Source organism: Spirosoma lituiforme (genome assembly GCF_054776635.1).
In genome coordinates this window covers 40,609-61,869 of sequence record NZ_BAAHBO010000009.1, presented here as the reverse complement: position 1 = coordinate 61,869, position 21,261 = coordinate 40,609, and the positions used below count along the sequence as shown (strand labels likewise).

Annotated in this window: 23 protein-coding genes; 15 read left to right on the top strand and 8 right to left on the bottom strand. The window is 48.4% G+C overall.

Annotated elements, in window-relative coordinates:
* Positions 1–77 precede the first annotated feature (77 nt).
* The gene (locus ACYU87_RS23680; protein ID WP_461116932.1) at positions 78–419 is read left to right on the top strand and encodes a hypothetical protein; all 342 of its coding nucleotides are present in this window, start codon (positions 78–80) and stop codon (positions 417–419) included.
* Positions 420–913: 494 nt separating this feature from the next.
* On the opposite strand, the gene ACYU87_RS23675 is transcribed toward ACYU87_RS23680, so the two are convergent.
* A complete protein-coding gene (locus tag ACYU87_RS23675) occupies positions 914–1,900 on the bottom strand; it encodes a hypothetical protein (protein ID WP_461116931.1) in 987 nt (328 codons plus the stop codon).
* A 344-nt stretch (positions 1,901–2,244) separates the two neighbouring features.
* On the opposite strand from ACYU87_RS23675, the gene ACYU87_RS23670 reads away from it, so the two are divergent.
* The 6 genes from ACYU87_RS23670 (at position 2,245) to ACYU87_RS23645 (ending at position 8,363) form a co-directional block, all read left to right on the top strand.
* Positions 2,245–3,069: a recombination directionality factor gene (locus ACYU87_RS23670; protein WP_461116930.1), complete on the top strand. Its 825-nt coding sequence runs from the start codon at positions 2,245–2,247 to the stop codon at positions 3,067–3,069.
* A gap of 134 nt (positions 3,070–3,203) precedes the next feature.
* A complete protein-coding gene (locus ACYU87_RS23665; protein ID WP_461073603.1) occupies positions 3,204–3,992 on the top strand; it encodes a ParA family protein in 789 nt (262 codons plus the stop codon).
* A gap of 9 nt (positions 3,993–4,001) precedes the next feature.
* On the top strand, positions 4,002–5,288 hold the full coding sequence (locus ACYU87_RS23660) for a hypothetical protein (protein ID WP_461116929.1): 1,287 nt from the start codon (positions 4,002–4,004) through the stop codon (positions 5,286–5,288).
* 253 nt (positions 5,289–5,541) lie between these two features.
* The gene (locus ACYU87_RS23655) at positions 5,542–6,576 is read left to right on the top strand and encodes an ArdC family protein (RefSeq protein WP_461116928.1); all 1,035 of its coding nucleotides are present in this window, start codon (positions 5,542–5,544) and stop codon (positions 6,574–6,576) included.
* 205 nt (positions 6,577–6,781) lie between these two features.
* A complete protein-coding gene (locus ACYU87_RS23650; RefSeq protein ID WP_461116927.1) occupies positions 6,782–7,669 on the top strand; it encodes a hypothetical protein in 888 nt (295 codons plus the stop codon).
* Positions 7,670–7,862: 193 nt separating this feature from the next.
* Positions 7,863–8,363 carry a hypothetical protein gene (locus ACYU87_RS23645; protein ID WP_297369641.1) on the top strand — a complete coding sequence of 167 codons (501 nt, stop codon included), beginning with the start codon at positions 7,863–7,865 and terminating at the stop codon, positions 8,361–8,363.
* Positions 8,364–9,026: 663 nt separating this feature from the next.
* Here ACYU87_RS23645 and ACYU87_RS23640 read toward each other — a convergent pair.
* On the bottom strand, positions 9,027–10,019 hold the full coding sequence (locus tag ACYU87_RS23640) for a pentapeptide repeat-containing protein (RefSeq protein ID WP_461073596.1): 993 nt from the start codon (positions 10,017–10,019) through the stop codon (positions 9,027–9,029).
* 383 nt (positions 10,020–10,402) lie between these two features.
* Here ACYU87_RS23640 and ACYU87_RS23635 point away from each other — a divergent pair, with 383 nt between their 5' ends.
* The 8 genes from ACYU87_RS23635 (at position 10,403) to ACYU87_RS23600 (ending at position 16,222) form a co-directional block, all read left to right on the top strand.
* A complete protein-coding gene (locus tag ACYU87_RS23635; RefSeq protein WP_297369651.1) occupies positions 10,403–10,780 on the top strand; it encodes a single-stranded DNA-binding protein in 378 nt (125 codons plus the stop codon).
* A 344-nt stretch (positions 10,781–11,124) separates the two neighbouring features.
* Positions 11,125–11,826 (top strand): hypothetical protein, encoded by a 702-nt coding sequence (locus ACYU87_RS23630; protein WP_461073594.1) that lies wholly within the window; start codon positions 11,125–11,127, stop codon positions 11,824–11,826.
* A gap of 306 nt (positions 11,827–12,132) precedes the next feature.
* Positions 12,133–12,630: a hypothetical protein gene (locus ACYU87_RS23625; RefSeq protein ID WP_461073592.1), complete on the top strand. Its 498-nt coding sequence runs from the start codon at positions 12,133–12,135 to the stop codon at positions 12,628–12,630.
* A gap of 305 nt (positions 12,631–12,935) precedes the next feature.
* Positions 12,936–13,997 carry a hypothetical protein gene (locus ACYU87_RS23620; RefSeq protein WP_461136550.1) on the top strand — a complete coding sequence of 354 codons (1,062 nt, stop codon included), beginning with the start codon at positions 12,936–12,938 and terminating at the stop codon, positions 13,995–13,997.
* A 283-nt stretch (positions 13,998–14,280) separates the two neighbouring features.
* On the top strand, positions 14,281–14,700 hold the full coding sequence (locus ACYU87_RS23615; RefSeq protein WP_297369662.1) for a hypothetical protein: 420 nt from the start codon (positions 14,281–14,283) through the stop codon (positions 14,698–14,700).
* A gap of 56 nt (positions 14,701–14,756) precedes the next feature.
* Positions 14,757–15,116 carry a hypothetical protein gene (locus ACYU87_RS23610; RefSeq protein WP_461073588.1) on the top strand — a complete coding sequence of 120 codons (360 nt, stop codon included), beginning with the start codon at positions 14,757–14,759 and terminating at the stop codon, positions 15,114–15,116.
* A gap of 229 nt (positions 15,117–15,345) precedes the next feature.
* Positions 15,346–15,630 carry a hypothetical protein gene (locus ACYU87_RS23605; protein WP_461116922.1) on the top strand — a complete coding sequence of 95 codons (285 nt, stop codon included), beginning with the start codon at positions 15,346–15,348 and terminating at the stop codon, positions 15,628–15,630.
* 118 nt (positions 15,631–15,748) lie between these two features.
* Positions 15,749–16,222, top strand: coding sequence for a hypothetical protein (locus tag ACYU87_RS23600; protein ID WP_461136549.1), 474 nt, complete (start codon positions 15,749–15,751; stop codon positions 16,220–16,222).
* Positions 16,223–16,281: 59 nt separating this feature from the next.
* On the opposite strand, the gene ACYU87_RS23595 is transcribed toward ACYU87_RS23600, so the two are convergent.
* The 6 genes from ACYU87_RS23595 to traK form a co-directional block, all read right to left on the bottom strand.
* Positions 16,282–16,698, bottom strand: coding sequence for a TraQ conjugal transfer family protein (locus ACYU87_RS23595; RefSeq protein ID WP_297369672.1), 417 nt, complete (start codon positions 16,696–16,698; stop codon positions 16,282–16,284).
* 11 nt (positions 16,699–16,709) lie between these two features.
* The gene (locus ACYU87_RS23590; protein WP_297369675.1) at positions 16,710–17,309 is read right to left on the bottom strand and encodes a conjugal transfer protein TraO; all 600 of its coding nucleotides are present in this window, start codon (positions 17,307–17,309) and stop codon (positions 16,710–16,712) included.
* A 5-nt stretch (positions 17,310–17,314) separates the two neighbouring features.
* The gene (gene traN, locus ACYU87_RS23585; protein ID WP_461073583.1) at positions 17,315–18,667 is read right to left on the bottom strand and encodes a conjugative transposon protein TraN; all 1,353 of its coding nucleotides are present in this window, start codon (positions 18,665–18,667) and stop codon (positions 17,315–17,317) included.
* Positions 18,668–18,729: 62 nt separating this feature from the next.
* Positions 18,730–20,148, bottom strand: a complete 1,419-nt coding sequence (traM, locus tag ACYU87_RS23580; protein WP_461136548.1) for a conjugative transposon protein TraM — start codon at positions 20,146–20,148, stop codon at positions 18,730–18,732.
* Positions 20,149–20,167: 19 nt separating this feature from the next.
* Positions 20,168–20,620, bottom strand: a complete 453-nt coding sequence (locus tag ACYU87_RS23575; protein ID WP_297369684.1) for a hypothetical protein — start codon at positions 20,618–20,620, stop codon at positions 20,168–20,170.
* Positions 20,617–21,261 carry a conjugative transposon protein TraK gene (gene traK, locus ACYU87_RS23570; RefSeq protein ID WP_100990270.1) on the bottom strand — a complete coding sequence of 215 codons (645 nt, stop codon included), beginning with the start codon at positions 21,259–21,261 and terminating at the stop codon, positions 20,617–20,619. The genes ACYU87_RS23575 and traK overlap by 4 nt, the downstream gene beginning before the upstream one ends.

The window sequence follows — 21,261 nt, the reverse complement described above, 5'->3', positions numbered from 1 at the left end:
ACGAGTTTCCCTTAACCCCCAGGCAATGACCTGTTCTGACGATCTTTAGGGTATAGAAAATCAGCCACAACTCCGCTATGCAGCCTGTTCTTACCCCCGCTCTTCAAAAACAAAACGGCATCCGTGCTCAAATCTATCGTCATTATGGACCCAATGAGCGCCATTTGCTGGGTCACGTCGATAGCGTCGTCATTGTCGGTGAAGGCATCACCGGGAATGCATTTGTCTCGGAGCGATGCCCCGCCGTTTACCTTGAACCAAGTGCGTTAGGCGATGAATACGCCCCCCATCTACGGCCAGTTGGTCATGAGAAAAAACACCTTATGGCTAGTGGGGACTGGGTTTACAGCGATCAACCCGATTTTGCTGCGCATTTCAAGGGATTTCTGAAGCTCCATGACCGCTACGAAGGACGTTAAAGGCTACCCAGCCTCGTTTCAAGTAAAGTAAGTTTAGCGCTCATCACCGGCCACATCAGGCAAAGCCTTTAGCCCAATGACCAGCGCCAAACCTACTACTTCACCTAGTATCGTTTTACAGCACTTATCCACTTAATCCGGCTAAAAAGCCGGGGTATAACGGGGGAAGGAACTGATATAAATTACTCCTTTTTAGCCTTCATTGATCGATTTTCATCCTAGTCAGAACGTATCTTCCGACTATCAAAAAAGAAGGAATTAGGCTTACCTCCACTGTTTTTCGACCCCCAATCATCTCCGGGAAATTACGTCCGGTAGCCCCTGAATCACCGTTACTGACCAATTCTCACTTCTGGAACTGCACTTGTCCAGAGCGGTTTGTTCATTCAAAGCTAGCTTCCTTCTGCCTGGTTTGTGGCTGCTGTCAGCACGAACAGCCCGATAGCCTGGTAAGCGAGGTAACTACTTATGACTTAGTACCACTAAAATGATAACTAACTCATTGGCTCAGCGTAGACCCGTTTTGTCGCGGGCGACAACCGGTACAGTTTTTTTGCATCAGCAGGACTTACCCCCACCCATTCATGCTTACCAGCAGGATCATACTTAATCGACTTTATCTTACGAAGAACAAATAATGATTGATGTACGTCATGTTCCTGTACATAGTACATATCTGCTCCCCATAACTTAAACGTGTTATGGGCAAAGTCGGCGTTCAATACGATATTATGACCACTTACCTGACTTTCGACACTGGGATAGATTAACCCGTTTATGGGCGCGACTTTATTGACTCGAAAGTCATTGAAGAGGATGTTTGACAGCGTACTGGTAAATCGATAAACTTCATTGCTACCTTTTTCGGCAAACACCTGCCCGATATAAGCATCCACGTCGCGAACTTCCTGATCGGTAGATGGAGAAAAATAAGGCTCGTGGTTAATCAGCAGGTCATACAAGTCCTTGTCCTCGTCCGAATTCACATCAAGTGAGCGTCTAATATGTTCAGCCCCCAGTATGATTGTTTCTACCTCAATCGGTTGAGAGGGTCGATTATTGGCCGCCAGGGTAGCCAACTTATGAGCCCAGCTCGAAATCACAACGTAATGGCCTTTTTTTGCCTGAACCTCAAAAATGGGTACACCCATTTCCGAAGCCCCATAAAACATCGACTCGTTATCCAGGTTGCAGCGGCTCCGAGGAAACGTATAATCCCGGTCGGAGGGAGGAGCCGGACAGTGCATTCGGTCGATGAGTGGGCTGCCGTCAGAGTCACTAAACCAATTTTCGTTGATATGTTTAGTGGCCCGATGGAGTAGGGGATGTTGAAAAATGTAGGGGGTGTAGGCAAATTTAAGTTTTGGATCTGAAAACAACTCATAAAATACCCGACGTATTTCGTAGTCATCCGTGCATGGATGGCCTATTCGGTTCCGTAGCCGGCGGAGTGTTTCGGCTGGTGTATACAATCTACTCATGTACGTTATCTTTCGTGTTGGGTCGGCGTTTCCGACCCGCTACCTAAAGAACAAATCCGAAGGCAATTTCATCCTATGCTGAACGAACGTTAGACGTGTGAAATTTTCGTAGCAAGTCCCCAACATACATCGGTTAATTGACCTCGGTGGCGGACAATTATGCTCTTAATGGATCATTATGATCGTAGATAGCAACGAAGCTTACATAATGATACTCAGCACATTAAATCAAAAATTGAAGAGAAATTTCTTAATTTTATGTTGCAATGACCGAAAAAAAAACATATATTGCTTTATATTTAAGCCATATTGAAATGGTTTATACTGTTTACCTTCATTGAACTATGCGGATTATAACGTCAATGCAACCCGTGGCTACTGGCGGCATTCCGCAGGAAGCTATTCCTGAAATAGGGCGAATTGGCCTGGGAAAACTCGCGCACACGGAAGGGGGGAAGGTATACCCAACCGCCACGGATTACTTTGTGCCCCGTGGCCGGGCTCAGGATTTATTCACGCAACTGTACGGACCGGAGCCACGCCAGTTGCCAATTTGTTTTTACAACGATGCAGAGGAAGCCAGCTGTAATGTACGGCTGGAAATCCGGGATCGGAAGGGTGATTTATACGCCTATTCGGACGGCCAAACGTTTTATTTCCGACCTAAAGACGGAAGTCCAGGCTATACCAAACTGGTTACGTTGCAACAGGTTCCGGATATTGCCTTACGGACCGAAGAACACCTACAAAAAGGACTTGCGCCCGATAAGGCCAAGCACATCGTTTGGAAGCCAACCTTATCTTTGCGTTTTATGATTCGGGACTTTCCCCTGGTTGGGTATTGGCAGATCATGACGCATGGCGCACAATCCACCATTCCCCAGGTTACTAGAATGGTAGACACCTGGAAGCAATTACTGGGAAGTTTGTGTATGGTACCCTTTGTCCTCAGCATTAAACGTGGTAAATCAAGCGATAAAGCCAAACAGTTCACCTACCTGAACTTACTGCCCGACTTCTCCCTTGATCATGCCCGGCAATTTGCCCAGAACCGCCCCAAGGAACCGGTAACTTTACCACAAGCCAGTTTACTTAATCCACTTGAGATAGGCCCGCCTGACCAGGTATATGAACCAACTGTCGTGTCTTTACCGGCTGGACACGTATAAAATTTTTTGATCTACTACGCCCGGTTGTACCGGCCGGTAGAAGCGGCCGGTTGAAACAAGTTGGTCCATTTTCGCTGAATGTAGATATTCCTTAGTTTTTTTGTTGACGCATTTCTTCCCCGTTACTTAATACCATGTCAAAACCAATTATTCTGGCCGTATTCAACAACAAAGGCGGCACGGGCAAAACAACGATAACCTTTAACCTGGCGGCCGGTATCAACCGGCGCGGTCACTCCGTGCTGATGGTAGATTTGGACCCTCAGCATAACCTGACCATGGCCGTAGGCTTGCCGGCTAAATCCAAGCATGTCGGTGATTTACTGACGGGGGATGCGCAGTGGGAAGACGTAATCGAGATGACTAAGACAAATGGGCATCCCTTTGGCTTTCTGCCCGCTAGCCTGGATCTGCAGCGTTCCGATGCCATTTTAAGTAACGACGCGGAATTTTTCGCCCTACGGAATTTGATCGAAGAAGAGGTCGAAAAAGCACCGGACGCATTTTATGATTTCGTCGTGATTGATTGCCCGCCTAACCTGGGTATACTTACCCGGAATGCCTTATGTGCTGCCCACTACTACATTGTTCCGCTGCAGGGTGAAAATTTTGCCTTCCAGGGACTGGCCCAGATTATCAAGCAGGCGACCCGCATGAAGAAAGATTTTAACCGGTCGCTTGAACTGGCAGGCATTCTTAAAAATCGGTTTGGGGAACGTACAAAGTTTGGTTCTGAAATCAAGAAAGCTTTAGTGGAAAGTAAATTGCCCGTCTTTACCGCCGCCATCCGGCAGAGCATTGGCCTGATGGAAAGCGCAGCCGAGCATAAATCCATATTTGAGTATGATCCGGGCAGTAACGGAGCTGAAGATTTTAATCAGTTAGTGGATGAGCTGCTAGCCATTCTTACTACCGCCAACTAAGTGTCAATTATGGCTAAGAAAACAAAAGATTTTTCGCAACAGGTAGGTGGCATTCTAAGCAGCGCGTTAACGCCTGAACCGGAACCGGAGGTGATGGTCAATGATGTACCCCTGCCAACGCGCCGGTTTGGTTCCAGCTCCGTTAAAACCCTCACCCCATTAACAACGGCCGAAGCCGCTCAACTGGCCCGATTGGAGGCAACGATTGACCGGGGCATGAATACCTTTCTGGATGTCGGCCGGGCATTGATTGAAATTCAGGAAAATAAACTGTACCGGGCTACTCACCTGACCATCGAACAGTACATGCTGGAACGGTTCAGTCTTAACCGAAATCGAGGCTATCAACTTATTGAAGCGGCTAAAGTTGTTAATCAGATTGCGGAAGAAATTAAATCCGATCCGGTTGAAGCAACGGATGCTTCGTCGACGGAAGGCTACCAAGCCGTTCCTACCGGGAAAGTACGTCGGTCAAAGCCCTCACCCTCAACGGCGAAACAACCCGAGGACGTCGACTATACGGAAGAGTCCGGTGATGGTACAAATTTAGCCGAACCAGCAGACGCGGAAACGGCTGGGCAAGCTTCGGGCCCCACAAGCTACGTGTGGTCAGCACCCGAAGAGGGTAAAGAAACGGGTGAACAAGGAGAAGGTGAACTATCAAACGGGAAAAACACGTCCATTCCCTTGCCCAATACCGAATCTCACGCGGCTGCGCTGGCTCAGCTGCCGGAAGATCAACGAACTACTATTTGGAAGAAGACCGTAGCCGAGAGCCAGCAAGACGGCAAGCCGATTACGGCCAGCCGCATTAAAAAAACGGCCGAGAAAGGAGGGGTTCCACTTAACAAAAAGGCCCCTAAGGACCGGGCACCCGCTAAAAATGCGGTTGGAAATAATCCTGATGCCAACGACGATTTTTCCGATGCGGCCCTGGAGCATACGCGTCAGGCGATGAACAATCCAACTTGGATAGCAGAGGAAACCAAAACGGCAACGGGCAGCGATTTAGGAGAGGAAGAATCAGTTGAGGTGGGCGAGGAGAAAACGGGCGATGCGGTGATGGATGTCGCACCAGTGGGTTCGCGCCAGGCTCTTAGTGAAGCGTTGAGTGAAAAAATCGTTCAGGCCTTACCTGGTGAAATTATGATTACCCTACGGGGTTCTTTTCTTATTCGTGAAGGTCTATCCGAAAGCTGGCAAACGCTTCGGGGGGATGATCGGGCGATTGATGAGCAGTATTCCGACACCCTGACGATTCAGGAATTCTGGGACTTGATCGGGGCGAAAAGGTAATAAGTCGGAACATACCGATTATCCTGGCAGACATCTTACGGTGTCTGCTTTTTTTATATCCACCCGTGCGCTACCAAGTGAGCAACACGAAAATTATACGGGCAAGACTAAGAAAAACCTCACCCAATTCATTTTTTATAACAGGGAAAAAGGTAACACACAGAATGTCCATCAGCCGTTCATTATCAGACTATTATAGGGCTTTAGGGGGTAAATTTAGGCTACAAACAAACAGCAAAAAACCCCTTATTTCATGACAACGCTATCAAAAAAAACTGCCAAAAAATCCAACGTAGGAAAACGTACTCAAAATTATGTCCCACCTACTTCACCCACCGCCACGGACGATACAATGGGCGGTAAGATGGCCCGGCCTGGAATGGCTTTTTTGTATGATAAAATTACCCAAACAATAATTACTCAATTAGAAAAAGGAGTCATCCCTTGGAAAGCTCAGTACAAGAAGAATGGGTATGGTTTTCCGCAAAATTACTGCTCGAAACGGCCTTATACATCCATCAATATGTTGCTGCTGGCTCTGCTTCCGTACGAGAAACCCTATTACTTAACCCTAAAGCAAATTAACCAACTGGGCGGACGAGTCAGAAAGGGCGAAAAAGGGCATATTGTTACGTTCTGGAAATTCCCTAGCGAAGACAAGAAAGCAGCCTTATTAGCAGCGGGAAGAAGCGTAGCGCCGTTATTTCGATTTTACTACGTCTGGAATATTGACCAGACAGACGGGATTGATGTCAAACTGCCAGATTTGGACGCGCTGGTTGAAACCAACCGACAACTGCAAATCAATGAATTGCAGGAGATTGTCGACCGGATGAGCCAGGACGGTATTCAGATTTCACATACGTGCCCCGGTACTCCTTGTTATCTACCCCGCAAAGATTCCATTATCATACCAACCATCAGCGAGTTCAGGACACCCGAAAATTATTACAAAACGATGTTCCATGAGCTTGTTCACGCTTCGGGTCACCCCAAGCGGTTAAACCGGGAGTCTATTGCCGCTTATGTGGCAAACCGCGAGCCGAATCCATTGGCTTACGCATTTGAAGAACTGATTGCTGAGTTGGGTACGTCATTTTTATTGAATGCTTTGGGCGTTGATTTTAGTCAGCGCGACGATTTGCTGGAAAATGCTGCGGCTTACATTGACTATTACAGCAAGCTGTTGTCCAGTGATCGAACGATCATCGTGAAGGCCGCTTCTAAAGCGCAGGCCGCAGCCGACTACATTCTTAATCAACACTCGTTGCCCGATGACGACGAGTAAAGAGACTGCCCGCCGGTCAGCGGGCTGGTTTTTACTTCACCTTTTCATTGGTAATATGATTAAAAAAATGAGTGACCGAAAAAAAAATAGTTTGCTAAATCCCAAACCGCTACCCAAGAGCTCCTTAGGCCGTCTGCTATATTCGTTTAACTTTGTGTGAAGCGTAATGACCGAAAAAAAACAACTAAAAGCTTGCGTTTAACTCATGACCAGAAACTTATTCCTGTTTATTGGGTTGGCTAGCCCACTGATGGCCTGGCAGCCAGCACACCCGGCCGCACCCTCGATTCCAAGCCTCACCCCCGCTGTCCAAGCAACGACGCCCGATCTGGTTCAGCGTGAACTGGATGCCCAAAAGCTCAAGTTACGGATGCCCATCGGTGCCTCATCGGCCTCTTTTGATTTATCGGACTCGGCCCGGCGGACCATGATCAGTTCACCGTCTGTATTACGGTTTTCGGATCAGATTCAGCTCACCCGACAAGATTCGATAACCATGCGGGGACTCATGGATCTTCCCATCGCCTCACTCAGCGAAGTAGTGTCAAAAATGGACTTTTATACCCAGGTTCGTTTTGTTCGCTTCGGCCTTCTCCAGATAAACGGTAGGCCCCAGGAGGCTCGTCTGTACGCCAGTAAGCTTTATATTCTGACGGATGAGATCTTTCCCCGCAAAGCCATAGAAGATAGCTTAACGATTGAATCCGCGCTGGCCAACCAACGCTCGAAAATCCAGCAAAGCACGGACAAGACGCCAAAGGTTGCTTCTATAAAAGAACAACCCGCTCCTACCAGCAGCTCCTCCTGGTTACCTTCACTTATTCTGTTAGTTTTTGCTGGAGCTGGCGGGTACTACTGGCTAGTTATACGGCCCCAATCGAAAAAAACAACCAAGCTCACCAGCGTATTTTATGAGCAGGAATCAACTTTGGAATCGACTGAGGTAACTCGCAACCCCAACCCAGTAGGCACCGAACCCGATGGCAGGGACGACCTGCTCAATGATTCCTACACCCATCCCCATTCGGTTGAATCATCTGCTGAGGACTTGTCAGCGACTTCCACCACGCAGGCTGAACCCAGTCATACCTAACAATGTAATCATATGGATAAACACTAAAAGGGGGCCATTGCCCTCTTTTTTGTTTGTGTACATAAATAACGGGGGAGAAAAAGAGGCGAGACACCAACCAGCCCTATTGGCAAATCGGCAAAAAATAGTTATATTACTATCAGTAAATCAGATAGTTAACTACTTTTTGTGCGTCAATAAATCACCCTCGACTATGAATTCAGGTCACCCCCCCGTTGCGAACGCAACCCAGGCGCATCATAACTTTCTTCAATTTCTATTATACCGTCAGGCTTTCGTTGAGCAACGGCATCCTCATTTATGGGTAAACTTATACCGTGGCTATAAGGAAGCAAATTTACCCATGCTTAAAGCGGGTTTCGAGCAAAAAAGCCATCAGTTTGGGGGTGTTTATGACGTACTGGCTAGTCAACCAAATCTGCTGACAGAATTAAACTTTAAGACTTTAGAACTGGAATCCATATTGCCCCCTGAACTGCGGAGTTTTCATCTGGATACCTTAAAACGGGCTATCAAGCTTCAGGCTGAACACTCGATTGATTGGTCAACCAAAGAATACGACTATACCATTACCCTGAAGCAACAGGAGGGCTTTTATAAGGGATGGGTCCATCAGTACTGGCCGGGTACCTGTAATGGAAATGTCTGGTTAATAATTAACCCCATGACGGCTATTTTTTACCTGGTTTCGTAACGAATGCCAGAAGACTAAAACCGCCCTATTGGGCCAACATGCGCCCAATGGGCAGATTAAACACTTCACTTAATCAGAGCCGTAAGCTGGCTCAGTATAACAGGGGAAAAGTCAGCCGTCAGCCGTTCATCAATTCGTTATTACCTGGAAAGACGTGGCCGCAAAGGTGTATTTTTATATAAGATTAATTCGGCAAACGAGCTTAAAACGATGCATACTGCGCAAGCCACTGATGTAACGGCAAATCTGAGAGTAGCAAGTCCTGAAATTATGGAGATGCATTCACTGATTACAAAAATGGGATTTATTATGATGGGGGCAACCCACATCCGATTCAGTAATCAGCAGTATCTATTAGCCTGGTCAATGGGGTCAGGGGCTAAGTGTGTAGCCATAAATATGTTTTACCGACCCGGATTGGATCTCTATACGCTTGACTTTATTAAATCACATAGCGATTCGGCAAGAACTGTTCGGATGGACCGGGTTTATGGGGAGGATGTAATAGGGGTAATTGAACGGGAAACCGGGTTTTACCTTCGGTTGTAGAGGAATGGTTGTAAAGGGGTAGATCAGGGCAATCGCAGTGCGTTTGCCCTGTTTTGTTGGTCTTTACTACTTCACCTCCTTACAGCCAAGTCCCTCGGTCATACCTGCCGATCACTAAAGCGAGACCCATTTATAGAGCAGGTTAGCCAGGGAATGAGAAGTGGGCCGCTCACCGGTTTGAATTGAGCGCAGAAATTGCCAGATAATCCATTCGGTACTTCCGGGTACATTTTGCCAGCCGGCACCAACCCGGTAGCCAAGGCACCGGGATAGGAAATCGCTTAAGCTTTCGGCCGATCCTGCCTGCCAGTGACCCGCCTCAAGAGCCGCAACCCATACGGGTTTTAGCAGCGGATAAGCCAAAACCAGGTGCTGTATCCGCTGACGTATCGGTTTTAAATTTGCCTTTTCCAGTGCAGCAACCGAAATAGAAATTCCCCGCAGGTATGTCCCCCGGACATCGCAACCGGTAAGATCAGTATACCGCAGGTCACAGCCCGAAAGATCAGACCCTTTTAAACTGGCCTGATGTAAATGGCACCAGGATAAGTCGCTCATCTGTAGTTGACAATCCAGAAAATGGGCTTTCTCCAGGTTCGATCTACAAAAGCTGACGGATTGGAAATTAGACCCCGTAACCCTGGCCCCCGTTAACTGACAGTCAGCCAGCTGGCTGCCGTGCCAATCTACCCCCGATGCTGCCAGATCCGTCAGCGTCGATCCCCGTAGATCAGCCCACATTCGACCAGCCGTGACAAGTGCCTTCGTCAAGCTGGCACCCGTTAAATCCATACGCCTGGTGCCAACCAGGTGAACTTGGACAAGTTTGAGCCCAGGCAGCTGCAGGCCTGCCAGCACCCGGCCTTGAGAAAAAGCCGTCTCCAGTAGTAAGCGACGACGTGCCTGTTCCGATACGGATCGATTACGCCGGCTTTGCAAAGAAACCAATACCTCACCCCGGTCATTTCGTAAGTCTATCTGACCCGATTCTTGATCGGGCTGGTCAGCACCATCGACGGTAAACCGACTATAATTCGTGCCTGACAAGTCATATCGAATGAGTTGTGGCTGTTGTGCAAACAAGTCTAATTGGCTAACAAGCGTCATTTGAACTAGGATTGGTAGCAGTAGTGACAAGATAACATCCTATCAATTGAGTTGACCGAAAAAAAAACAAAAAGAACTTTTCAAGCATCTTCTGATGAATTATTTAACTTTTTGTCAGAGAATAACTGACGGAAAATGAAGGGGATATCGCAGTGATATAGCCTATAGCGTTGAGGGCTGGGCTACTGGAAAAAGATTAACGCGTCAGCTTACCAATAAATAAAATTAGAACCCCCGTAAAGGGCGGCACATAACAGGGAAGAAAGTGTTTAGTTTGTAGTTAAGTTGCTGACATTCAGGTTAATGACTAAAATAAATAGAGGTTATCTTTATAGTGTTAAATCAATTAATCATCGCCTAATCAGGCACAAACCGGTAAAGCCATGTCTATGTTCGGGTTGAACAAATTTGTAGGAATTGGTCACGTTGGATCAACGAGGGTTTTTAATGACTCGTTGAGTCAGCCATTAACGGCAATATCTATTGGGTTGGATGACAGCTACAAGACAAAAGATACGCAGGAACTAGTATCTAAAACCATCTGGGTTGAATGCGTAGTCAAAGGTGATCGCACGGAAACCTATAGCAAGGGGCGATTGATGCTGGTGGAAGGTAAAGTAACGGCGGAAGCCTACACCGATAAAGACGGTAAGCCAGCCGCCAGCATTAAAATTAAGAATGCACGCGTAAAGGTGCTGGATAAAAAATCGGTTAGCCAGGAGTCTGAAGAAGAATTTGTTGACGACGAGTATTCGTCTTGAGCAAAAAGCTGATGAAGTTTGAACGGTTCGTGTCCCACACACGAACCGTTTTTTTTGGGATATACATTCTGGAGGTTGTAGGAGACAAGGTTAACGACCACTGCATAGCACTTCACCATCGCATCACCTACGGTGGTATTGGATTCGATAGTGTGGCCCCCCTAACCCCCTACGGGGGGATCATAACAGGGAAAAGGACGACGGATAGCTTATGGTGTAACTGTCTGTTAAACAGCAATTTAAGGGGTGGGGGTGGTATCTTTAATTAAGTAAAATAAATCATCCATCGCCGGTAGGCACAAACGCGGCGGCCGGTCCGCCGGCGCGGTACCGCCCCAAAAACCATGATTAAACTTGTAGAACCCAAACGCTCGCAGGTCGTAAATTTTTTGAAAGGAATGGGTCTGGTATTCGCCACATTCTTATTGTACTGGATTGCTACCCTGCTGTTTTGCCCTACTTGTCATGGGCAGGACACAGCGGCTATCACTCCGGTTAAACCATCACCCCTTAAGAGTTCTTATTTGAATCCGTACGCGCTGGGGATGAATAAGCAGTCGATGGGTTTAAAAGCATTCTTTGATGCCGTCGAGCGCATTAATAAACCGGATAGCTGCCTCCCTAAAAAGGCAGTTGGAAACGTGGGTCTTGGACTGGCTGTGCAAACGAATGGTACCCTGTTCGTTAATGCGACCGCTAAAACCAAATGGGGCGGCTATGTAACACTGCTCGCTGGACGTCGAAAGAACGAACTGTACGTTGGGGCGCAGGGCCAGTACAAAGCTAACCCCTCTCTCTTAGCTGGGATCGGATTTGTCGCCCGACCCCATATTTTAATCGGTGGACTAGCCGGAGCTTTCTTCTATCAGGAAGTGACCGTTGCGGATAACCAGCCCACCCGCTACGCGCAGCTTTTACAAGCGGGCAAACTTAAACCCGTATTGCTGTATGGTGTTCAGGTCTCAGCCGAATTACGGCACGTATGGGTATCCGTGAATCTATTGAGCGGGAGCGGGATGGGGATAGGAGCAACCTACTTTTTTTGAGTCAATACCCAAACCCGCTCTAAAGGCCGGTCTGGGTATTTGGGTTTCACCTCACTTTACTACTTCATCCCGCAGGGGCCATAACCGGGGAGAAGGTCACCGGGACATACGGCAACTATACGGGCCTATTTCTTAATTGAAAAGTGGAATGGGTATCTTAGTACAGGGTTAATAATCAATTAGTTATTAGTATTCTAAGTCGAATGAATCCGACAAATAGTCATCGTTCTCACTGGCTTACTAAGCGTATTGGCCTTAAAGTTTGACCCGATAAATGAAGTCAGCACGACAACCCATTAGTCAATTATGGAGACGACATCAATTGGTATTCGACCCGGTTTTTTGCCCGAAGGAACGTATTGGCCCTGTCCGGAAGGAATTACGGTTCAGCGCATCAACATGCTTACTCAGCAAGTCGGTAAGCACATTCTGCCCTGTACACTAGAACAGTTTGAAGAAGGGCGAAGGAAAGCCCGTCAGGGTGATTTAATGCAGGATGCTTTTCCGTTCCTGACACCCCCAGATCGTGAGTTTTTGATTTCAGGAATCCCCCCGCTGCAGTGGGCTGAATTGTTTCCTGTACCGCTTCCATTTTCGCCCTCGTCAGTCGAACAGATCCTGGAGGAATTACGTCCCGTCATGGATGAGCTGTTTGGCGGAACGGCAAGCAGACCGCTTGCTATGGACCGTCTGGTTGAGGAAGTCAGCCGGGATTTTGAACCACTTCTGGACGAAGATCAAACCAAGCTGCAGCATTGGGTCCAACAATGGGCATTACAGCAGGGACTAATACTCGCTGAGTAAGCTACAGGGCGAAGGCCCTGAACGTTTTACTTCACTTTTTCAGGTTGTATTACTAGGCCACACCTGCATAAGGCAGCTACGAAAAGTTTGACTTGCCAGCAGCGTTTGTACAAAATTTTGGACAAAAGCATTGGCTGAAACGAACGCAAGGCTTGCCTTTGTATACGCCCAAAAAGAGGCATAACAGGGAAGAAAGTCACAGATAGTCAATTAGTTAACTATTAATTATAGGGGTTGGCAAGACGCCCTTGGTTATCTTTAGCTAGTTAAAATTCTCAATTACAAACCCCTTATTACTGACGATCATGGCAAAAGCAAAGGGACTTTCCCAAACCGACGATTGGAATCAGATCGCATTTCCCGTTCAGTTGCAGGAGTTTTCAGCCCTCATGCCGGGTTACGAGTCCGTCGCTCGGGATCGGCAAAAATTTATCGTTGGCAGGCCGCCCCAGGCCACCAAGCCAGTAATTTTTGGCTTACAGGGTAAAAATTATTCCCTCTTCCCAAATCAGTTAATTCGCGAGGTAGCCGGTCGGGTTATGGGACGGCATACCCTGCAAGCATCCTATTCGGACCAGGGTGAATTTTCGCTGACCTTAACCTTGCCTGAAGAACGGTTCGAGGTAATTTCACCCAAGCGGCCGGGCAGTCAGCCCTCGACAACGCCCGATACACTGCAAAAAGCGATTATTATCACCAATTCGTATTCGGGAAAGAGCCCATTTACCATTCAGGGGAAAGTTCTCTCCACGCAACGTAGTATAGACACAACCGAAATTGCTCCGCGCATGCGGATTAGTTATTACCGACTGGTCTGTGGCAATGGCTTGATGGGATGGGCCGACGAGTTTATGAGCTTAGACGAGTACGTACAATGGCTTGCCGAGGGGCAGCCAACTCGTCATACCCATGTTCGGGAAACGAAAACATTCTTTGAACCGGCGCGTATCGAAACGACCGAACACGTCGAGGTGGGTCAAGAAACAACACTGGCTTACAGCCGAATCCGTCATACCGGATTTACTGAAGTCGATTTCGAAAAGACGCTCAGCGGAATGTTTAATGAATTCGTTTCCGCTCAGGATTCCCTGACGGCTCAGATGTATACCCGGCTGGCTGAACATACGATCAAGCGGCAGCGGGCGGAGAGCTACCTGAAAGGAGTGAAGGTGCCAAAGAAACTGGTGCAACTTGCCCTTGAACGAATGGACGAGGAGGCTGGTCGATTAGCCGCCAAGCCCAATTTGTGGCTATTGTATAATGGCTTGAATCACGCGTTATTTCATCAGCCAACATCCTTAACCATAAATCAACGCTACGACCTGGATGGAAGCCTTTTTCACCATTTGACCCAGGCAGTTATCTAAAGAATAGTGGCTGAAAAATAATTCTTACCGGAAAGGGAAGAGGGTTTATCAACCTTTTCCCTTTCCTCATAACTAACCCTTTATCCCTCATAAAAAATGGCCACTGGAATCATAAAAAGTCGCTGATGCATACCTATATACGTGTAACACTTGTCTGGATCGGACAACTTCCAGTTAAAACCGTCACGGACACTCTTCTCAAGTTTTACGCCGAAGCTTTCTACAGGTACTGACAGCTCTATTGAAAGAATTTGGTATATTTATCAAGAAGTAATCGCAAGTTATGAATACGACACCGCCAACCTTCCCCCTTGTAACAGCCCCCGTTGGGAATTGGCCTTTGCGGTGTATCTATACGCATTTACCCGTAATAGCTGGCCAGCTCGTAGCCTTAGGCCCACTTGGTTATATCAGCCTGGCACCGCTTCGGCGGACCGCCGTGGCGCATCATTCGGACGGTCAGCATCATGCGGCAAATGAAGTGGCGTATCTAATCGCGGTGTTCCAGGCGTATGAGCAACGGCAAGGCTGGTTGCCCCAAGCCGAGTCGGTCCTGATTCAGTTAGCGGAAAACCTGCTTGCGGCCCTGCTCCAAACTGTCCCACCAGGACAGACCCGGTATCTTCATCAGTTGTTGCAAGCGACGGACTTGAAACCATGGCTTAAAGCGCTTAACACGTTACCTGCCAATCCCGACGAATAAGGGCGGTTACTTGGCTGATCAGCCGGAGAGGTGACGACGCTAAGCGAGGAATTTAAATGATGACTGACTTATTTATCATGGATGCGACCCATTTATTAATTCTTGAGCGCTTTGATCGCAATGATCGGTCAGAGGGGACTCACTATCTGTTATTCTCAACTCGGACAATGGCTGAGGATTTCGCCAGAAATATTGCAACAGATTTTTATGAATGTGGCCTACTACCAGAAGAAGGAAACTTTGAGACACAACGATTGAAAGGTGATGTTCTCAAATATAAAGACGAATTTACAATAAGTTGGACCATGCAGCCAAAAGAGCCTGGGGGCTCCATTGGTGATAGTTACTATTTGTCTGTGCAGCCTGTAAAAGCACATTCACCAGAAATGAGATTTGACTTCTGGAATCAACTATAACCAAACTTTTCACTATCGGACGTCGATTAACTGCCATCGGTAATCAATGGATTAGGACCTCTGTAATCTTGTTGCCAACGCTATTTAGTGGGGATGAGCGATACGATCGCTCGCAAAATACTAGAGAGACTACTGGGAAGACTTGCGTAGCGCTAGGGGCAAAATAACGCGTTTAAATTTTGAGAATTCTTTAATAGACAGTACCTTTCGCTTATTAATAACGGAAGATGTGCCCGTTGTTATTACAATGGCCATGTTTGTCATTTTTTTGGTTGGATTTCTGGTTGGCACGTATGTAATCGCCCTTATTGCGAAGTTTATTGGGGGAGCCTTAAAGCCTACTCTGCCTTCGCTGGAGGCCCCTGTGCGTAAAGTTGTCGTTCGTCGCCGTACGATTCAGGTAGGGGCCGGGGACGGTTCACGGGATCAGAACGTACTGCCAACTTCATATACTCAACCTGCGTCTCAGGCAAAACCCAGGCCTAAGGTGGTTGCCTCAAGCCTAGCCGGATAACCGCGCCGGCAGACCGGACAAACCGCTGCCCTATTGACAACGTAATCGAATAGCCCGCTCGTCGGGTATAAAGTTTTTTTACACGGCCAGGCCAGGAATGGCCCGGCTTTTTTTTACCATGCAACTTTCTCTCGAAGCCCTTCTCGAACAATATCAGGCAATCCAGCAACTGTTACTGGTGAAGCTGCAAGGAAAACGGTTTTCCCATGTACAGCCTTTTTGGGCTGACTCCCAGGCTTCCTTTTACAATAAGCGGGGCGGGCGGCGACCTTTTACCTTCGACAATGTTATTGATCTCTTGCGGGGCTTAAACATGGAGGATGAGCTCGCCGTGGTTTTACTACTGGCGGACTGCCGGGCATATCTATGGAAGCAGCTCCAGGCGATGCCTCCCGGTATGATTAAAAGCTTACCCCTCGATGAGCCGCTCATCACCCAGTTGTTGTTGGTTCGTGTTCGGGAAGAAACCAGCTGGGAACTGGCCGATCTGCAGTTTCTACTGCTGGTACTTACCCAGCTGCAGAGCCAGGTTCAATATTTGCTGGATCTGCCATCTAATCTGATCAAGCACCAAAGTAAAGCGTCTATGTAAGGCCTGAGTCCACAAAAAAGCCGCAGGATCGGTCCTGCGGCTTTTTTATTGTAAAAGGTTTACTTGGCAGAGGTATAACTAACTTCGACAGTTTGTAAATCACCCGACTGATTTTTAACGTAAAATAAAAGCTTGGGCTGGCCAACCGAATCACAACGAACCGCGATCCAGGGAGACAGATCATTAATTGAAAGCCACTCGCCCTGAGCAGCCAACTGCCTGCCTATTTTAACCGCTACGGGGAGGCTTGAGTCGGTGTTCTGAAAACTGACCCGGTAGGAAGTTGCCGAGAGATAAGGGCTGGGATTGATGAGTAAGCGAAATTCAACGGTATCTTTGGCTTGCACCAGCGCGGGCGTGTTGGTAGTCGACACGCTGAATGGAGTCTGGGTCTGCAAGCCAAGATCATCACTCATGCAGCTTCCCAGCAGAAGGCCAGTCGCCATGACGATAAGGTAAACAAATTTGTTTTTCATGATTTGGCCGGTTAAAACGAGTCAAAGGTGAAACGAAGTCCCAGTTGAGCCTGGGTATGCAGGCGGTTAAGATCACTCACGGCATACCATCGTTCGGTAATCCCACCGATCAACGAGATTCGATCGGTCAAAAATACTTCGGCTTCCAAGCCAACATTTCCTCCAAACGTAAAATGACCCTGGGCACCGATGAAACCAATGGGTAGGTCGTGCTGGTCCTGATTGACAATCTCCAGGCCAGTGAAAATGCCAAGCACGGGGGAGATGTAAAAGGTCCTTCGGTAATCGTGAAGCGATATTGGCGCGTAGTCGATGCCCAGGGTATGCCGCTCGCTGATCACCTGGACTCCCAGTGGTTGGTAAAATTTTCGGTCGTATTGATAGCCAATTTTCCAATAATGTTCCCCGCGGGTGTAGCGAACGAAATCAGTTCGCACCAGACTTCCCTGCTGATTAGCCCGCAGGTTAATTCCCCTTGGGAAGCGGTCCATGATCCCTCCCTGCAGGGAAAAGGCGTACTGACCTTTGCGATGGCGCTGGCCGAAACTGCTGTGGCTCAGTAATTCGAAAACCAGTAGCAGGGCGAATGGAAGAAAACGAAGTAGTCTCATGTGAATTAAAGTTTTCCGGAGTTCATGATGTCCTCGTTATTCATCAAAAAGGTGAGGGCTCTTCCGCCACCCGCTTCATTGATCTGCACTAGAATCCGTTTGTTATCGGGAATGGTGAATTTCTGGAAAGCGAGGACCTGTTCCATTTTCTGGTGTCCCGGTATGACCCGAATGCCATCATTGTGCACGTAGAAAGGAACAATCTCGGTTTCCTGAAACGTCGTTCGTTTCGCGATGGTCTTATCGACGATAAAAAAGCGCATGTAGTCAATATCGTAATTGATGTTTGACTTATTTTTCAATTGTAATTTGACGTACATGACGTTGTCTTTCACGTAAAAGCCACGAATGGTAGCCTCCATCAGATTTTCTGATACGCCTAGGTGACGAATCGTCCGCCGTTTGTGATTCACCTGATCGCAGTTGTACACCACTTCCGAAGCGGAGGCCCGAATCCCCGAGAACTGAATAACGCCATCTTTGGCATTGAGGCCATTAATGAATTCTTCCGAATCTTCCCGCGATCCACCCACGCGGGCGGGGCCCTCCGATCCCATTGTGTTCATGGCCAGGTTGAGCGCTAACAAGGCGGGTTGCTCGTTATAGTTGGCCACGAATGAATAGAATTTTCCATCGGTGGTAATAACGCTAAAATTCGTTTCGTTAAAACCCACTTTACTGGCTTTCACCTTCAATACGTTCTCCACGTCGGACGCTTTGTCGGCAATAATATCGCGCGATCCCAGATCGACGGATTTAATCGGCGTTGGGAAAATAATGGATATCGTCTTGTTATAGGGCAACTCTGTATAATACGATTTGACAACATTATAGTCTCGGATCGGTATGGCGGGTACCCGCAGGGCGTGCGCATTATTATTGACAATGGTCATCTCGGCGAGGGGTGTATCATCAATCTGGCTGGCCGGAACGGCCTGATCATCGGCTTCCGGAACGGGAGAGCGCGCCGACACGGATTTTGTATCCGATCTGGAAGGGGCGGCTATGAATCGTTTTTCGCTCGAGCTTGTCACCACTTTAGGCGTGCCAAGCGAGGGTAACGTATCCGGCTTCACCAGCTTAACGGAAGGCGTTGCCCCGGCCAGAGTTGTTGGCTTTTTGACCGGTGCTGTGGCCGTCGAGGCTGAAGGGCTTGTCAATAGACCCCGGCTGGGCAGAGCAGCCGTGAACGTATGGCGAAACGGGCGTCCAGTAGCGTAGGCTACGGTAGCAGGTTGACCGGGAGCCGAGACAGGCCGGTTAGTTCCTGCTGATTGAGCGGAAGCTCCGTTGGTTACCAACAGGCTGATACTGGTGAAGTAAATCAGGCCAATAGGTCGAAAAAAATAAGCGTTCATAAAAAGTTTGGCGAATAAAGGTTAAACAAGGCTGGCCTTCAGGGACCAGCATCCGGCAGGGTTTACTGTTCATTAATAATATTTTGAAGCATCTGTAACTGCATTTGCTTTTCGGTTATCGGACTGGAGACCGGCATAATGGGTGGATTGCCTGGTGTACCGACGGAACCAGTACCCCCTTGTTCGGTGCGGTCGACGGTACGCAGCAGTACGAAGTAATTGTTCTTAAGATAGGCCCGCTGCATTTGCGCTTTCCGCGCGAGACCTTGCTTTACCCCCTGGGTAATTTGCTGACCCGCCTGTAGTCCGGCTGATGCCAGAACGGCACTCGGCGACGAATTGACATAAAGCCCACCCCCCAGGCCACCTCCACCACCACTTTGCGCAACCTGCGCGGCCGTCTGTTTGGCCAGATCCAGATTCGTCATGTTTGGCACGTAAAGGCCAGCCATGCCATCCATATCGTACACCTGGATATTGGTTGGAAATAAACGATTCTGATACTGAATGGATCGAATCAATAAATTGATGCGTTGACCAGCGAACTGTCCCATACCATATAAAAGGGTATTGGCGGGTATAACGATACCCCGAATATAAAGCGGTTCGAGCAGACGGATTTTGATGCGCGAGCCCATACTACTGATTTCCTGATCGCCATAAACCATCGCCCGAATGGTGCCTACTTCAGCGTCCAACAACCGCTGCTGGGCTTTACGGGCATCTTCCGTGTACAAACCAAAAAAAGAATTGCGCCCGGTATAATCACGGCCAGTTAACGAAGTGATCGGAACAGCCATACGCCCCTCCTCGTCGGTAACGACTTTAAGTGCTTTAGTTTTGTCCTGTTCCCGGGCTTCGCGCGTCGCCTTATCCTGTTTATATTCGGTTAACAGCCGTTCCAGCTTCGCCTGCTTGTCGAGTGCCATCTGCAACTTCGCTTTTTTATCGGCTTGTTCTTTAGCCTGCTGGGGCGAGGTGATGGGAGCATCGTCATCGTCGAGACGGCTATCGGATTCCGTTAGCGGAAGTGAAGAGGAGCCGCGGCTACCTGATGACCGGTGATTGACAACCTCGGGAAATGCGCCCGCGCTGGACTGACTTCGCCGGGAAGGTCGATTGGTTTCGTAGACAGTTGAATCTAAGTGACTCATTGACCGGCTCGATGGGGTTTTGTAACGGCTTCCGTATACGTATTCTTGTGCGTCCGGAATTCCCTGCATGTTCGATGCCTGTGGATTTTCACCCACGGCAGCTTCCGTCTGCAAATCCAGCTTGTTGGCTTTGCTTAAGGACGTATCGGTTTTGGCCGAGGGGACCCGGGTGTTGATTACCGAAGGTGTCTGCTGGGGCGCTTCTTTCTCGGGAGAAGAGGAAACAACCCACAGAAAAGCCCCAACCAGGACTAAAAACACTGGGATACTCCACAGGAATCGTTTGTCCCCGAATAAATCTTTTAGTGATCGTTTTTGCGTTTCCATTGTTGGTTAGAAATAAAGACTAGTTCTTATTCTGTTGAGGGAGCTGGTCCGGACTACGGCGGGTCACGCCTGACCGGGCTTTCAAGTAGTCGGCTTTGTGAGTCGAATCACTGGACAATTCCCGTCGGGTAGTAGATTGACTTACATTGGCTTCCTTGGCCAATTGGCCAAGGGCTGGTACCAAAGCGGAGAGCGGGGGCAGTTGATAAAACAGGTAGAGCAACCGAATGAGCCAGAAAAGTCCAATCAGGCCAAAGAATAGCAGCACTTGCCGGCGACGCTGGCTAACTGACGTTTGGCCTTCCCAGCTTCGGATTCGAAGCGTGATCCACCTGGTTACCCAACTGGTCGCCAGGTGGTAGGAGTTGTTTAGTTTTCCAACCCATGGACTTGACAGCCACCGGGGCTGAGGGGCTAGAGCGGTACCGGGTTCTAACGGATGCCCGTTACGGCGACGTATCGGCTGTCTCATTGGTTACGGGTGATGGTCTGGATATCGGAATTATCCAGCGGGTGAAACCGCTCAATCATAAAGCCATGCGGATTGCGATCGGTCCGCTGAACGTCGATTAGAAACCCTTCTACATCCAGATTACGGTAGGTGACGGTCGATTCCCGAACGAGTAGTTGTTTGCCTTTCGCTCGGAAATAATAGGGGCTTTGCGTCATATTAACCTGAATTGATTCCGGGTCAATCTCAATCTTTTGGTGGACGTTGCCCTGTACCAAGTCTGAATAGTAGCCTTTTTCGGTAAAATCCTTGTGAAGCCTGACGACAGATTCATCGCCCAGGTAGGAAGCTTCTTCAATGGTCTTACGGATCTGCTGATTGTCGGGCTCCAGGTCAAAAAATAACCGTAAGAAAGTACGGACGTGGTCTTTGGCCTCTGCACTCCGGTTTACATTGTGATCCTGAGCCAGCGCCAGCATGATGCTTTTGCCGTTTTCCATAACGTACACCCGGGAACGCGACTTCTCGGTGATATCGAACGCCCACCAGGCAATGCCGCTGGCCAGCAGGAGCGTACCCAAAATGACCGCAAACATGACGGTGCGGATCATCTTGAACGAGGTTTCAATGTTGTGTAATGATCTGAAATGAGGAGCTTCCAT

Bases quoted from the DNA above. Each gene is read 5' to 3' on its own strand.
- ACYU87_RS23680 (WP_461116932.1), top strand. From the start codon at position 78: ATGCAGCCTGTTCTTACCCCCGCTCTTCAAAAACAAAACGGCATCCGT.
- ACYU87_RS23675 (WP_461116931.1), bottom strand. From the start codon at position 1,900: ATGAGTAGATTGTATACACCAGCCGAAACACTCCGCCGGCTACGGAAC.
- ACYU87_RS23670 (WP_461116930.1), top strand. From the start codon at position 2,245: ATGCGGATTATAACGTCAATGCAACCCGTGGCTACTGGCGGCATTCCG.
- ACYU87_RS23665 (WP_461073603.1), top strand. From the start codon at position 3,204: ATGTCAAAACCAATTATTCTGGCCGTATTCAACAACAAAGGCGGCACG.
- ACYU87_RS23660 (WP_461116929.1), top strand. From the start codon at position 4,002: ATGGCTAAGAAAACAAAAGATTTTTCGCAACAGGTAGGTGGCATTCTA.
- ACYU87_RS23655 (WP_461116928.1), top strand. From the start codon at position 5,542: ATGACAACGCTATCAAAAAAAACTGCCAAAAAATCCAACGTAGGAAAA.
- ACYU87_RS23650 (WP_461116927.1), top strand. From the start codon at position 6,782: ATGACCAGAAACTTATTCCTGTTTATTGGGTTGGCTAGCCCACTGATG.
- ACYU87_RS23645 (WP_297369641.1), top strand. From the start codon at position 7,863: ATGAATTCAGGTCACCCCCCCGTTGCGAACGCAACCCAGGCGCATCAT.
- ACYU87_RS23640 (WP_461073596.1), bottom strand. From the start codon at position 10,019: ATGACGCTTGTTAGCCAATTAGACTTGTTTGCACAACAGCCACAACTC.
- ACYU87_RS23635 (WP_297369651.1), top strand. From the start codon at position 10,403: ATGTCTATGTTCGGGTTGAACAAATTTGTAGGAATTGGTCACGTTGGA.
- ACYU87_RS23630 (WP_461073594.1), top strand. From the start codon at position 11,125: ATGATTAAACTTGTAGAACCCAAACGCTCGCAGGTCGTAAATTTTTTG.
- ACYU87_RS23625 (WP_461073592.1), top strand. From the start codon at position 12,133: ATGGAGACGACATCAATTGGTATTCGACCCGGTTTTTTGCCCGAAGGA.
- ACYU87_RS23620 (WP_461136550.1), top strand. From the start codon at position 12,936: ATGGCAAAAGCAAAGGGACTTTCCCAAACCGACGATTGGAATCAGATC.
- ACYU87_RS23615 (WP_297369662.1), top strand. From the start codon at position 14,281: ATGAATACGACACCGCCAACCTTCCCCCTTGTAACAGCCCCCGTTGGG.
- ACYU87_RS23610 (WP_461073588.1), top strand. From the start codon at position 14,757: ATGATGACTGACTTATTTATCATGGATGCGACCCATTTATTAATTCTT.
- ACYU87_RS23600 (WP_461136549.1), top strand. From the start codon at position 15,749: ATGCAACTTTCTCTCGAAGCCCTTCTCGAACAATATCAGGCAATCCAG.
- ACYU87_RS23595 (WP_297369672.1), bottom strand. From the start codon at position 16,698: ATGAAAAACAAATTTGTTTACCTTATCGTCATGGCGACTGGCCTTCTG.
- ACYU87_RS23590 (WP_297369675.1), bottom strand. From the start codon at position 17,309: ATGAGACTACTTCGTTTTCTTCCATTCGCCCTGCTACTGGTTTTCGAA.
- traN (WP_461073583.1), bottom strand. From the start codon at position 18,667: ATGAACGCTTATTTTTTTCGACCTATTGGCCTGATTTACTTCACCAGT.
- traM (WP_461136548.1), bottom strand. From the start codon at position 20,148: ATGGAAACGCAAAAACGATCACTAAAAGATTTATTCGGGGACAAACGA.
- ACYU87_RS23575 (WP_297369684.1), bottom strand. From the start codon at position 20,620: ATGAGACAGCCGATACGTCGCCGTAACGGGCATCCGTTAGAACCCGGT.
- traK (WP_100990270.1), bottom strand. From the start codon at position 21,261: ATGGAAGCTCCTCATTTCAGATCATTACACAACATTGAAACCTCGTTC.